The 12,052-nt window shown below is 70.6% G+C and carries 12 protein-coding genes; 3 read left to right on the top strand and 9 right to left on the bottom strand.

All coding sequences use genetic code 11. The features are described 5' to 3' along the window. Nucleotide 1: 1 nt before the first annotated feature. From H4W30_RS43145 to H4W30_RS43135, 3 genes are read right to left on the bottom strand one after another with little or no spacing between them, the layout of a single operon-like run. Complete coding sequence (locus tag H4W30_RS43145; RefSeq protein ID WP_167373507.1) at nucleotides 2-154, bottom strand: hypothetical protein; 153 nt, start codon at nucleotides 152-154, stop codon at nucleotides 2-4. Nucleotides 155-156: 2 nt separating this feature from the next. Continuing rightward, nucleotides 157-1,749 carry a DNA polymerase Y family protein gene (locus H4W30_RS43140; RefSeq protein WP_192748039.1) on the bottom strand — a complete coding sequence of 531 codons (1,593 nt, stop codon included), beginning with the start codon at nucleotides 1,747-1,749 and terminating at the stop codon, nucleotides 157-159. Between the two features lie 14 nt (nucleotides 1,750-1,763). Further along, nucleotides 1,764-2,438: a hypothetical protein gene (locus tag H4W30_RS43135; RefSeq protein WP_225951105.1), complete on the bottom strand. Its 675-nt coding sequence runs from the start codon at nucleotides 2,436-2,438 to the stop codon at nucleotides 1,764-1,766. Between the two features lie 229 nt (nucleotides 2,439-2,667). On the opposite strand from H4W30_RS43135, the gene H4W30_RS43130 reads away from it, so the two are divergent. Next, complete coding sequence (locus H4W30_RS43130) at nucleotides 2,668-3,489, top strand: hypothetical protein (RefSeq protein ID WP_192747897.1); 822 nt, start codon at nucleotides 2,668-2,670, stop codon at nucleotides 3,487-3,489. 43 nt (nucleotides 3,490-3,532) lie between these two features. Next, complete coding sequence (pip, locus tag H4W30_RS43125) at nucleotides 3,533-4,483, top strand: prolyl aminopeptidase (RefSeq protein ID WP_192747896.1); 951 nt, start codon at nucleotides 3,533-3,535, stop codon at nucleotides 4,481-4,483. Here the strand turns inward: pip and H4W30_RS43120 are convergent. Beyond that, complete coding sequence (locus tag H4W30_RS43120) at nucleotides 4,480-5,820, bottom strand: alpha/beta hydrolase family protein (RefSeq protein ID WP_192747895.1); 1,341 nt, start codon at nucleotides 5,818-5,820, stop codon at nucleotides 4,480-4,482. The genes pip and H4W30_RS43120 overlap by 4 nt on opposite strands. Nucleotides 5,821-5,900: 80 nt before the next feature. Continuing rightward, nucleotides 5,901-6,386, bottom strand: a complete 486-nt coding sequence (locus tag H4W30_RS43115; protein WP_192747894.1) for a pyridoxamine 5'-phosphate oxidase family protein — start codon at nucleotides 6,384-6,386, stop codon at nucleotides 5,901-5,903. A gap of 181 nt (nucleotides 6,387-6,567) precedes the next feature. On the opposite strand from H4W30_RS43115, the gene H4W30_RS43110 reads away from it, so the two are divergent. Next, nucleotides 6,568-7,272, top strand: coding sequence for an SRPBCC family protein (locus H4W30_RS43110; protein ID WP_192747893.1), 705 nt, complete (start codon nucleotides 6,568-6,570; stop codon nucleotides 7,270-7,272). On the opposite strand, the gene H4W30_RS43105 is transcribed toward H4W30_RS43110, so the two are convergent. The 4 genes from H4W30_RS43105 to H4W30_RS43090 all read right to left on the bottom strand — a co-directional run bounded on the left by H4W30_RS43105 (nucleotide 7,269) and on the right by H4W30_RS43090 (nucleotide 11,964). Then, a complete protein-coding gene (locus H4W30_RS43105) occupies nucleotides 7,269-8,030 on the bottom strand; it encodes a hypothetical protein (protein ID WP_192747892.1) in 762 nt (253 codons plus the stop codon). The two genes, H4W30_RS43110 and H4W30_RS43105, sit on opposite strands and share 4 nt — an antisense overlap. Nucleotides 8,031-8,262: 232 nt before the next feature. Next, on the bottom strand, nucleotides 8,263-9,825 hold the full coding sequence (purH, locus tag H4W30_RS43100) for a bifunctional phosphoribosylaminoimidazolecarboxamide formyltransferase/IMP cyclohydrolase (RefSeq protein WP_192747891.1): 1,563 nt from the start codon (nucleotides 9,823-9,825) through the stop codon (nucleotides 8,263-8,265). Beyond that, a complete protein-coding gene (purN, locus tag H4W30_RS43095) occupies nucleotides 9,822-10,439 on the bottom strand; it encodes a phosphoribosylglycinamide formyltransferase (RefSeq protein ID WP_192747890.1) in 618 nt (205 codons plus the stop codon). Before purN ends, purH begins: the two co-directional genes overlap by 4 nt. A gap of 76 nt (nucleotides 10,440-10,515) precedes the next feature. Then, complete coding sequence (locus H4W30_RS43090) at nucleotides 10,516-11,964, bottom strand: cell division protein PerM (RefSeq protein ID WP_192747889.1); 1,449 nt, start codon at nucleotides 11,962-11,964, stop codon at nucleotides 10,516-10,518. Nucleotides 11,965-12,052 lie beyond the last annotated feature (88 nt).

Genomic DNA, 12,052 nt, shown 5'->3' with positions numbered 1-12,052 from the left:
GTCACCGATTCTCGGTCGAGCTTCTCGGCGCGGGGACGAACACTTCCGCGCGCGGGACGCACGCCGCCCAGGCCGTGTCCAGCTCGGCACGTTGCACCGGGATGGCGGGCTCCTCCAGCCAGCGCCGCACCAGCCGCGTGTACTCCTCGTCCATGGTCAGTCGTACTTCCCTTCCAGTGTCCACATCGGATTCTTGTGGTGCTCGAAGCGCAGCAGCACCGCTTCTTCGGCGTCCTGCCCGTCGGCCAGCAGCACCTGCAACCGCATCCGGGTCCCCGACCGGGCGTGCCCCGCCCCGGCCCGGACCCCGACGAACCACGGCCCGGCCCAGGCGATCACCTCGCGCGGCTCACCACCCTCGAAACTCACGAGGAACGGAGCGGCGGTGACCCGGCGCCGCGCGGTGATCTCCACGACGCACCCGTTCTCGTCCAGCACCTGAGCGGGCACCGGCCGGGCGAACACCGTCGCCGGGGAGGGCGACGGGAGCCGCCCCGCCCAGTTCGCGTCGGCCTGCGCCGACTTCTCCCGCCGGTCGCCCCACGGCACCAGCCGGACCCGCTCGGCGGGATCGCGACCGCCGTCGAGCACCGCGGTGAAGACGCTCTCCGGGCCGAGCAGCCCCTGCACCCGCACCAGCGCGCGGCCCGCCCGCTCGCCGGACACTCCTTCGTCCTCTGTGGACGGTCTCAGCACACCCGTCGCGCCCGCCTGCCACAACCCGAGCTGCAGCGACCGCCCTTCGACCGTCTCCTCCGGCTCCAGCCGCAACCGCACGACGCCGGAATTGGGGCGGTCCTTGGCTTTCAGCCAGCCTTCGAACTGCCAGCGCACCCTGTCCGCGACGCCGAGCGGGGTCAGCGGTTCGGCGCAGCGCCACACCCGGCCGAGCTGTTCGCCGGTCTCGGTGGTGGCGTAGATACCGAGCCGGGTGCAGGCCAGCCCGTGCGCGGCGAGCCCGGCGTGGAAGCGTTCGCCGAGCCCTTTCGCCACGAACGCGGCGGCGTCGACCCGGTCGATCGGCGGGTCGAACGCCTTCGCGAGGGAGAGTTCCGGTGGCGGCCGCCGACGCGACGGCGGACGTTCGGACCGTCCTCGCGCCAGCCTGTGCGCGAGCACTCCCTCCGCCCCGAAGCGCGCGGAGACGTCGCTTTCGTCGAGGGCCGCGAAGGCACCCAGCGTGTGCAGGCCGAGCTGTTTGAGCAGGGTGACCAGCTCGGCGCGGCCCGCCTCGGGCTGGTCGAGCTCACGGATGGGCAGCGGGGCCAGGAACTCCGCCGTGCCACCCGGTTCGACCAGCGTCGAACGGCGGGCGGCGAGCGTCGCGGCGAACAGTCCGTCGGCGACGCCGACCTGACTTTCCACCCCCGCCGCCACGGACACCTCGTCCACCAGTCTTTCGAGCAGGCCGTGCTCACCGCCGAAGTACCCGGCGGCGCCGTCGACCGGGACGGCGACGATCCCCGGGCGCACCACCTCGACACCGACGGCCAGCTCCTCCACCGCCCGTGCGACGGACTCGAAGAGCCGGGCGTCACGACCGTCGTCCTCGCCGAAGACCGCCAGCTCCGGGCAGCAGGACTGGGCCTCGCGCCGCCGCATCCCGCGGCGGACGCCGTATCCCCTGGCCACCGCGGTGCAGGCGACCACGCGGTTCGCCGAGAAGACCGCGGCGGGACGGCCGACGGGTTCGCCCGCGACGGCCGCGGCGGCGACCGCCGGCCAGTCCGGGCACCACAGCACCAGCATGCGTACAGGCAGGTTCACGCTGTCCCCCACCTGGTCGCGGGGAAGTCCGCCCGCTCGACCTCGCCTTGGCCGGGAAACCGCAGCAGGGCCGACATCGGCCGGGCGGCCGCGCCCCGGCCGCCCGCCCGCACCTCCACCTCACGGGTGCGCAGGTAGCCCGCGCCGCCGCCGGTGAAACCCGTCCATCGCGTGCGACGGCAGCTCAGTTCGACCTCCGCACCGGGCCAGGAGCCCAGCGAAAGCAGCACCGAACCACGGTTGCGCGCGCGGGCGGACAACCTTCTCGCCACCTCGGGCCGGGCGAGCCCCGGACCGACGACCACGAGGTCGAAACCGTCGAGCAGGGCCGCGGTCACCGCCGGGAACTCGGCACCGGGACGGGGGACCAGCGCCAGCCTGCCCACCTCGACCCCGAGTTCCGCGGCGGCGACCACCCCGAGCGTGGGCAGGCCGACCGCGACCGCCCACGCACCGCCGGCGGTCGCGGCGGCCAGCAGGGTGAGCATCAGTGACGTGGACCCCAGCACCGAAACGGTGCTCCCGCGCCGGAGCCCCGCGGCGGGCAGCAGACCGGACAACGCCGGGGACACCGGGAGCACCCTTCCCGTCGTCCTCGCGTGTTCGGCCGCGGAAGCCACGCCACTGGCCGTGCTCACTCCTGGCAAAGCCGCCAGCCTCGCCAACGGCAAGGCCCGCGCCTCGACCACCTCCGCTGTCACCGGACCTCGCCTCCCCACGACACCTAGACCGTCCTTTGTGGACGGAACCGGCGTGCCACGGGGAAGGCGGCACTTCGAACGCGTGTTCGATGCCTCCAGTAGACCGGGTGGCGCAGCGGTTGTCAAGCGAGCCGGAACGATCACCGGACCTGTCACGTCCGATACCCGGAATCACCGCGTCAGGAAAGGAAAACCCGCAGTGGACGACGCTTGGCCCGAGACGGTGAACGGCTGGGAACTCGCCAGGGAGGGCCATATCGAGAACTACCGCAAACGGCTGGCCAACCGGGTCACGGTCACCGCGATCTGGGAGAACGGGACCGGGCGGGGCCAGGTCGACGCCCGCACCGAACCGCTGGGGGGCGGACGGACCCTGACCAGCAGTCGCAAGGACTTCCGCGACAAGAAGGCGTTCTGGACCGCCGCGACGTGCGTGCTGGAGATGGCGGCGAACCTGCCGTCACTGGACTGGAGCACGAGTCCGGCGGACTCGGCGCTGGCCGGGACCGTGGCGGGGATGGTCGAGGCGAAGCCCGGCACCAGCGGTCATCCGGAGGCCGAACTGACGTTCACGCTGACCGAGGGGCACACCGTGACGTTGGTCATGACCGACGAGCAGGCCTTCGACCTGAGCAACAGCATTTCGCGGCTCGATCACCACGTCTGGTCCGAAGAACGTGAAGACGACGAAGAAGATGATGACGACTACGAGGACTACGACGAACCCGTCGTAGCCGAAGAAATGCCTGACGTCACCGAAGTCCGGTCCGGTCCGGACACCGGGCACGACCTGGTCACGGTGCTGGAGGAACGGTTCGGAGTCACCGAGGACGACCTGCTGGCGCACGTCGACTGGTCCGCGCTCATCGTGGTGGGTGAACCCGCGGTGAGCTCCCTCATCGAACGGGGTGGCGAACTGACCGCCGCGGTGGCTCCGCGGTGGTATCCGGTCGTGGCGGACCGTCCCGGTGAACGCTGGGTCGTCCTGAAGCGCACCGGCCTGCGCTACCACGGGGAATGAAACCTCGTCGCCGTGAACCCGTCGCTTGCCCCACGATAGGCACATGTACCCGGAGATCGAGCCCCACGCGTCAGGTCATCTGGACACCGGTGACGGCAACCTCGTGTATTGGGAGGAATGCGGGAATCCCGACGGCAAGCCCGTTGTGTTCCTGCACGGTGGCCCCGGCGGCGGCTGCTCGCCGTCGCACCGCCGGCAGTTCGACCCGTCCGCCTACCGGATCGTCCTGTTCGACCAGCGCGGGTGCGGGCGGTCGCTGCCGCACGCTTCGGTGTCGGGCGATCTTTCGTCGAACACGACCTGGCATCTCGTCGACGACATGGAACGCCTGCGGGAGTCGCTGGGCATCTCCCGATGGCAGGTGTTCGGCGGATCCTGGGGGTCGACACTGGCGTTGGCGTACGCCGAGAAGCACCCGGAACGGGTGTCGGAGCTGGTGTTGCGCGGGGTCTTCACGATGCGTTCGTCCGAAGTGGACTGGTACTACCGGGGTGGTGGGGCGGCGAACGTCTTCCCGGATCTATGGGAGAAGTTCACCACGCCGATCGCCGGGCTCGAGGGCGATCCCGTCGAGCTGTACGCGAAGCTGCTCGCCGACCCCGACCCCGCGGTGCACGGACCCGCCGCCGTCGCGTGGAGTACCTGGGAGGCCGCGACGACCACGCTGCTCCCCCGCCCCGAACTGGTGGCGGATTTCGCCGAGCCCGAGTACGCGCTGGCGTTCGCGCGTATCGAGAACCACTATTTCGCGCACAACGGCTGGCTCGAGGAGGGCCAGCTGATCCGGGACGCCGACATGTTGAAGGGCGTCCCCGGCGTGATCGTGCAGGGGCGGTACGACCTCGCCACGCCCGCGGTATCCGCGTGGGAGCTGCACAAGGCGTGGCCGGAATCGGAGCTGGTGATCGTGCCGGGCGCCGGGCACGTGTACGACGAGCCCGGCATCCTGCCCGCGTTGCTGGAGGCGACGGACCGGTTCCGCGATAAGCCTTAGCGAGGCAGCGGGGCCGGGTGGTGCCGCTGGAACGCGGCTGTGGCGGTGCCACCTTCACCGTGCAGCCAGTCGTAGAGGAAGCGGAATTCCGGGCCGAACCGGTTCGCCTCGGCGTTCAACCGCTCCGGTGACGTCGACGGCCAGCGGCCGGTCTCGACGCGGTCCCGCAGCACGCGCAACGCCGTCAGTTCCTCCGCGGCGGTGTGCTGGCAGTGGCCGCCCCGGTTCACGAACAGCTGCCGGATCCGGCCGGGATCGACGCGCTCGCCGTAGGTCCGCTCGTGTTCAGGGGCGACGCCGTCACCGATGGGATGCAGCGTGACGACGGGCGGCCGGCCACGTCCTGTCGGCGTCCCGACGCGGGTGAGCCATCGGGCGGCGGCGTTGTCGGCCTCGACCCGGGGCGCGGCGGCGAGCGCGGCCAAGTCGGCGCCGAGATCCAGCCCGGCCGCACGATAGGCCTGTTTCACGAGGTCACGTTCGCTCGACCGGGCGAGCACGTCGCGGTAATCCACTCCGGTGTTCCCGATCGGGTTCCCGCCTGCCTGCACCTCCAGGTCGGCCCGGTGCGCACCCCAGGCCAGCTGGTCGTAGACGGCCAGAACGAACTCCGTCTGCTGACGGATCTGCGCGGCGACGTCGGTGGATCGGGGATGGTGCGCCGTCGACCAGCCGGGGACGTCGGCGAACGCGTTGGCGAGGGCGAGTCGCGCCCGCCCACCGGGTGATTCCAGCGCCTTCGCGACCACCTGGCGGGCTTTCGCGAGGTTCGCCCCGGGGTCGGCGATGCGGGCGACCTCCAGTTCCGGCGCCAGCAGCGTCCGGACCGCGAACCCCAGGTCGAGCGCCTGACCGAACAACGCGGAACCGCCCGCGACGGGGCCGCACATCGCCAGCACGCCGTCGATCCGGTGCGGAAGCCGCTCGGACAGCAGGGCCGCGTTGAGCCCGCCGCCGGAAGCTCCCCAGGTGAGCACCTGCTCCGGACGGCCGACAGCGCGGTCGAACCAGGACAGCAGCGCCGTCTGGTCGTGGACGGCTTCGCGGGCCGAGAAGCCGTTCGGCTTGCTGTAGAGCGACGCGGCCAGCGCGTAACCCTCGCCGAGGAGAACGGGTTTCGCCTCTTCCCGGTTGGCGAGTTCGATCTCTTCGGGGACGTACCCAGGCGGGTAGATGCCGTGGTTGTACAGCAGCAATTTGCCGTTCCAGTCAGACGGCACCTCGACCCGGTACCGGGCGCCGTCGATCACTCCGGTGTGCACGCGGACGTCGTCCGTCGCGATGGCGGGCGCGCCGGTGACGATCAGCGCGGCGGCCAGGATTCCTGTCAGTGTCATGGCGGAAATGCTGGCAGCGCACGGCTTCGCGGGAATCCGTCGAGGCGCGGCTTCTCGTCTACGCTTCCCGGCGTACGAGCTCAGGCACTCTTCCGGCGGATGAGCTCCTCGACGGCGGAAGGCAGTGTCGTCTCGAAGTCGATGAGTTTGACCCAGGTCGGGGTCAGCACGATGCGGACCATACCGTCGTAGAGCGACCGCACGTTTTCCTCCCACTCGACCCGCTGCTCGGGCGTCATCTCGTAGGTGCCGCTCCACTGCAGGTACTCGTCGGGGATGCCGTCGACGTAGTCCAGTTCGACAGTGCCGCGGAGGAGCAGGACCTTCGGCGGGTGCGATTCGGTGTCGATGGTCAGCGCGACGGCCGGGTTGCGGCGCAGCGCCGGCAGCTTCGGGGCGTTCGTCGACGTGCACATGACGATCTCCCTGCCGTTCCAGTGGATGCCGATCGGGATCGCCCGCGGCGTGCCGTCGAGCGCGGTGTAGGCCAGGCGGGCCAGGTCGCGCGCCAGGAGCTCCTGACTGAGCGGGCGGTTCAGGATCTCGTCGATCGTGTTCTGCTTCATGTCTCTCTCCTCAGGTCGCCGTCTTCGCGGACACCCCAGGGACGCCGCTGTCCTGCGCACTTCGACACTCCAGAATGTGCCCCGCGTCACACCGCCTTTAGCGGGCTAAACGCGATCTGGTTGTCGAAAGTGCCCCTGGCCAGGCGTCGCTCTTGTAAAGGCAGAGAAAGAGGGACAAGTCATGGCGAAGGAATCCGAGGTCCGCTTCGAGGGCTTCCTCCCCACCACACCCGAGGACACCTGGGCCGCGATCACCACGGGCAGCGGCGGCTGGCTCTGGCCGATCCAGTACGAACCGCGCGACGGCGGCGCCGAGTCCGGCCTCACCCCCGACGGCGGCATGGTCACCGTCTGGAAGCCGTCACAGCGCTTCGTCACCTACGCGGAAGACGAGAGCGGCTGGTTCAACACGCTCGAATACGTCCTCGAACCGAAGGACGGGGGCACCTACCTGCGCTTCGAGCACACCACCGTCCTCGACGACTGGGACGTCGAATACGACGCGTGCGTGCAGCACACGTCGTTCTACTACCACTCGCTGGGCGAGTATCTGACGCACTTCAACCGGCGTCAGGCGAAGTACTTCGCGGCCGATGCACCCGAAGCATCGGCGGCCCCGGAGGCGTTCGAGGCCGTCCGGGCGGCGATAGGCGCGAAGGCCGTGGGTGACCGGGTGTATCTCGATGTCCCCGGCGTCGAGGGCGTCGTCGACTACCTGACACCGGCCTTCATCGGCGTTCGGACCGAAGACGCGCTGTACCGCTTCTACGGCCGGAACGTCTGGGGCTGGCCCGTCGGCATCGGGCACCACCTGTTCGCCGAAGACGCCGACGCGGAGAAGGCCGCGAAGGCGTGGACGGCCTGGCTGAACGACCTGTACGCCTAGCGGGGCAGGTTCTTCACGAGCTCCGCGCCCACGGACTTCGCCACTTCGGCGGACTCCGCGGGCGGGATCGGCGAGTTCGTGAAGAACCCTTTGTCCCAGCCCTTGTAGGTGACGATGACGACGTACACGCCCTGGGTGACCCGCAGCTCCGCGCCGCTGAAGGCGCTGTCGGTGTCGAGGGAGACGAGAACCGCCTTCTCCCCGATGCCTTGCACCTGCTGCTGACGCTCGGACGGCGCGGCCGACCCGGTGGACGACTCCGACGCGCGCCTCTCGGCGTCCCGTCCCTCGTAGCGGTACACCATGACCTGGAGGGCGCGGTCGTGGACGTTGTCGCTCTCCGGCGGCAGCCAGGAGCAACCCTGCTGCTTCGTGACGATGTCGCCCGCTTTGATCTCGTTGTCCCGGACGCCCTGGAAGCTGCTGGTGAACGTCTTGTTCAGGATCTCCGGGGAGAGGGCGCACTCGGCGGGCGGCTGCTGCGAGACCGGCGCCTTGCCGACCGACGAGTAGTACTCGGACGCGAAGATCGCACCGGGGATGCCCAGCCCGAGAAGGACCACGCCGCCCACGATCAGTCCGACGATCAGCCCGGTCTTTTTCTTCTTGGGCGGCTGTCCGTAACCGGGAGTGCCGTACCCGGGCGGCGGACCGTACGGGGGCTGAGGCGGGCCGTACCCCGGCTGCTGCCCGTAACCCTGCCCAGGTGGCGGGCCGTAACCCGGCCCCTGGCCGTACCCCTGCGGCGGCTGGTGCACCGATCCTCCCCTACCGATTCGCCTACGTCCGCGTCGCGTTTAGCCCGCTAAAGGCGACGCGCGCCCGGACCTGCGTTTCGCGGGCTAAACGCGATCCGCGGCCAGCATGGCACGACCGCCGCGGCCGGGCACCGAAATGCCCGTGGTCCTGTCCACCCCGCCGGATCGCGTTTAGCCCGCTAAACGCAGGTCGGGCCCGGATCGCGATTAGCCCGCTAAACGCAGGTCGGCGTCAGTGGGCGAAGTGGCGCGTGCCGGTCAGGTACAGGGTGACCCCGGCGGCCTCGGCGGCGGCGATGACCTCCGCGTCGCGGATCGAGCCGCCCGGCTGGACGACGGCGCGGACACCGGCCTCCAGCAGGACCTCGAGCCCGTCCGGGAACGGGAAGAAGGCGTCCGAAGCCGCGACGGAGCCCTTCGCCCGGTCGCCCGCACGCGACACCGCGAGCCGCGAGGAGTCGACCCGGTTGACCTGGCCCATGCCGACGCCGACGGTCGCGCCGTCGTTCGCCAGCAGGATCGCGTTCGACTTCACCGCGCGCAGCGAACGCCACGCGAACTCGAGGTCGGCCAGCGTCCGCTCGTCGGCGGGCGCGCCGGTCGCCAGGGTCCAGTTCGCCGGGTCGTCGCCCTCGGCGGCGATCGTGTCGACGGTCTGCACCAGCATGCCGCCGGAGATCGGCCGGAACTCGATCGGATCCGGCGACGTGATCGCGGGCAGCTTCAGCAGCCGCACGTTCTTCTTGCGCTGCAGGATCTCCAGCGCCTCGGCGTCGAAGTCCGGCGCCAGGACGACCTCGGTGAACACCTCGGAGATCTGCTCGGCGGCCTCGCGGCTCACCGGCCGGTTGGTCGCGATCACCCCGCCGTAGGCCGAGACCGGGTCGCACGCGTGCGCCTTCCGGTGCGCCTCGGCGATGTCCTCGCCGACCGCGATCCCGCACGGGTTGGCGTGCTTGATGATCGCGACGGCCGGGGCCTCGAAGTCGTAGGCGGCACGGCGCGCGGCGTCGGTGTCGACGTAGTTGTTGTACGACATGGCCTTGCCGTGCAGCTGCTCCGCGTGCGCGAGGCCCGGCCGCCAGTGCTTGTACAGCGCGGCCTTCTGGTGCGGATTCTCGCCGTAACGCAGGACATCGCCGCGCTCCCACGAAGCACCGGTGAAGTCGGGGAAGCCGGAGTCGTCCGCGGGCGCGTAGACGTTCGCGAACCACGAGGCGACGGCGGTGTCGTACGCCGCCGTGTGCGCGTAGGCCTGCGCGGCGAGCCGCTTGCGGTCAGCCAGCTCGAAACCGCCCGCGGCGACACGCTCCAGCACCCACTCGTAGCGGGACGGGTCGACCACGACGGCGACGCTGTTGTGGTTCTTCGCCGCGGCGCGCACCATCGCCGGGCCGCCGATGTCGATGTTCTCGACACAGTCTTCGGGGCTCGCGCCCGAGGCGACGGTCTGCGTGAACGGGTACAGGTTGACCACGAGCAGGTCGAACGGCGCGATGTCGAGCTGCTTGAGCTGCTCGACGTGCTCCGGGCGGTCGCGGTCGGCGAGCAGGCCCGCGTGCACGCGCGGGTGCAGCGTCTTGACCCGGCCGTCGAGGGACTCGGGGAACCCGGTGACCTCTTCGACCGGCGTCACCGGCACCCCGGCGTTCGCGATGACCTTCGCCGTGCCGCCGGTCGACACGATCTCGACACCCGCCGCGTGCAGCCCGGTGGCGAGTTCGAGCAGGCCGGCCTTGTCGGAGACGCCGATCAGCGCGCGCCGGACGGGACGCTGTCCCTGTGCGGTACTCACGAAAACCTCACCTTTCGTCCCTCGACCGCGCACCCGCTCCGGCCGAGTTTTTCGATCGTTTCCACCAGGAGCCTGCGTTCCACGGCCTTGATCCGCTCGTGCAGGACGTGCTCGTCGTCGTCGGGCTCCACGATCACCGGCTCCTGCGCGATGATCGGCCCGGTGTCGACTCCGGCGTCGACGAAATGGACCGTCGACCCGGTGACCTTGACGGCCATCGCCAGCGCGTCGGCCACGGCGTGCGCGCCGGGGAACGACGGCAGCAACGCCGGATGGGTGTTGATCACGCGGCCGGGGAACCGCGCGAGGAATTCGGCGCCGAGGATCTTCATGAACCCCGCCGAGACGACCAGGTCCGGCTGGTAGGCGGCGACGGCTTCGGTGATCGCCTTGTCCCACGCCGCGCGGTCCGGATGATCGGCCATCCGCACGGCGAACGACGGCACGCCGGCGCGTTCGGCACGGGAGAGCGCCTCGATCCCGGTGCGGTCCGCTCCGACGGCGACTACCTTCGCCGGGAAGTTCGGCTTTTCGACGGCGTCGAGCACGGCTTGCAGCAGCGTGCCGGAACCGGACGCGAGGACGACGAGCTTCACCGGAGTGGGCAGGTCCAACCGACTAGCCAGAACGGGCTCCTTGCCACGGCGGTACGCACTCGGGCGTACGGCGCTTCACCTGGTCGCGACAACCCTAACGGTCGTCGCCGGGGGCGCTTTCGTCGCCGGACCCCTCGGTGGATTCGGTCACAGCGTCGTCGACGGCACCGTCGGGCTCGGGTTCGGGTTCCGACTCCGCTTCGGGCTCGGGTTCGGGCTCTTCTTCCGCGGGGGCCTCGTCGACGTCCTCAGCCGATTCTTCGGCTTCGGCCTCGGTTTCTTCCTCCGCCGGTTCATCCTCTTCGGGCTCGACGAGGTCTTCCTCGACTTCGGGTTCGCCCGGCGGCTCGGGGGCCTCGTGCGCTCCGGCGAAGAACGCCACGAAGCCGCCAGGGACGACGATCCAGCAGAAGGCGATCACCGACGCGACCCCGACCGGCACGCTGACCGGATCGAACGGACCATCGCCGAGCCTGCCGCCGGACAGGGTCCCGAGGATGACGCAGCCGAACGCGACGAGCGCGCCCGCGACGGCGACCGCCCGCATCCGCAGCATCGGGTCCTCGTCGATCGCGCGGATCCGCCAGCCGACCAGCGCGCCGACCAGCGCGGGCAGGACCAGCAACGCGGGCCACCAGACGGCGTGCTGCGACGGGATCCCCGCCAGCACCGGCACTCCCGGAAGTTGCCCTTCCTGGTAGCCGAACATGCCGACGGTCAGCGAACCGACCGAGAAACCCGGCCCGGTGGTGAACGACAGCGCGGCGACGACCGCGTTCGGCAGGTAGGCGACGGAAAGCACGAACAGGCCGAAGCTCGCACCGAACCCCGGCTCGAACAGCCTGTCCACAGTGGACCAGGAGAGCGCGGTGGCCGCGGTGAACACCACGGCACCACACGCGATCAACGCGGCGAGGCCGAGCGCGCCCGCCTTCAGGCCTTGGACGGCCACGGGATCGAACCGGTCCCGCACGGCGGCAGGCAGCCCGCAGACCTTCGCGACGCCCGCGATGGCGGCGAGTCCGGAGAGGAGGCCCGGCACGCAGAAGGCGGTCAGCGGGTTCACGTCGACCGGCGATCCTCCCGCCAGCAGGGCGACGAGCACACCGAACAGGGCGTGGGCGCCGGCGATCACCGTCACCACCGGAACGGCGTCCGCCGGGGTCCGGCCGCCGCACCGGCGAGCGGCGCGCGCGGCCGCCCTCGCCACGAGCCAGCCGACGAGGAGGGTCGGCAGCAGTGGCAGCACACCGAGCGGATGACCGCCGAGGTCGAGCTCCACCTGCCACGAGGCGAGCCAGCCAGGGCCTGCGGCGAGCACGGCGCCGGTGGCGGAAAAGCGGGACCGGTCGGCGGCGAACGAAACCATCGCGAGGACCGCCGCGATGGCGGTGAAGGAGAACAACAGGGGTGAGCAGGCCGCCGCGAGCAACACACGAACCCGCTTCGCCCTGGAGACCTCCAGCTCGGGGACGAGGTCGCTCACCGGCTCTTCGCCCGGCGGGCGTTCGTCGCGGGTGAGCAGCTTCATGATCCGCACCATTACATCCGGACTGGGCCGTCCGGGTGAGGCACGCCGCCGCCGGACAGCGCACGTGGCTCAACCCACCCGGTCGGGTAACCCGGAAAAG

It is taken from the genome of Amycolatopsis roodepoortensis (assembly GCF_014873915.1).
In the GTDB taxonomy this organism is placed as follows: domain Bacteria; phylum Actinomycetota; class Actinomycetes; order Mycobacteriales; family Pseudonocardiaceae; genus Amycolatopsis; species Amycolatopsis roodepoortensis.
This window is presented reverse-complemented; position numbering and strand designations above follow the sequence as displayed.